The sequence below is a fragment of the Thiolapillus sp. genome, assembly GCF_048562965.1.
GTDB classification, from domain to species: Bacteria; Pseudomonadota; Gammaproteobacteria; order Chromatiales; family Chromatiaceae; genus Thiolapillus; species Thiolapillus brandeum_A.
The window spans coordinates 1-817 of the sequence record NZ_JBHNMF010001162.1 but is presented as its reverse complement, the minus strand read 5'-3'; the positions used below and the strand labels follow the sequence as shown (position 1 = coordinate 817).

The 817-nt window shown below is 61.1% G+C and carries 1 pseudogene; it reads right to left on the bottom strand.

Going from position 1 to position 817, the window contains the following annotated elements:
• Positions 1 to 174: 174 nt before the first annotated feature.
• Positions 175 to 817, bottom strand: a pseudogene (gene tnpC / locus ACOCD2_RS23035) (IS66 family transposase); the annotation flags it as partial.

Genomic DNA, 817 nt, shown 5'->3' with positions numbered 1-817 from the left:
AACGCGGCGTCCAGTCATTGGGAGCCAAGTACGGAGCAGCAACGAGCTTGCGAAGTTGTTGCGTAGTGCTTGGTGACCAGGACGGCTGGGGCACGAATAGGTTGTCAAAGGCCGAGTCGATTTTGGGGGCTGGGACGCCCCAAAATCTATCACGAGGCCGAAGACACGCTTGTTGTTGTACCCGGCATAGCCATCGGTCTGGAGCGTTCCCCTGAAGCCATCGAGCAGGCGCAGCGGCACCTCCTCGCTGCGCGAGGGATCGTATTCGAACAGCACTGCCGGCCGGTCCGGTGGTCCACCACGGATGACCCACATCCATTTGTCTGACTGGGCCGATATTCCGGTTTCCTTGAGCACCTGGAGTCGGGTCTCATCGGCTTGCAGGTAGTCACCGTCAAGCTGCTGTTCCCGCAGCAGGTTGATCAACGGCTTGAATACGTCGTCCAGGCGGATGATCCAGTTGGCCATCGTGGTGCGGCTGATGTGGCCGCCATGGCGCTTGAGAATGCCTTCAAGGCGGTACAGCGGCAGGGCGTCGGCGTACTTGGCCACCAGGATCCAGGCCAGCAGCCGGACGCTGGCCAGGCATTTGCCCAGGGGATGAACCGGACGGCGGCACAGGCCAGCTGCTGCGTACCGTCCTCCTGCTCGAATACGGCTTTCTCCTGCCAGTATTCGATCACCCGGGCCTGCGCAGGAACGATGTCCAGCTCTTCCTTGACCTTGCTGAAGAAGGTTTTATTGGCCCCGGCCTTTTCGTCTTCGTCCAGGGTCAGCCGCACCTGGATGCGCGGCAGGTTCTCATCGAAGCCGTCCA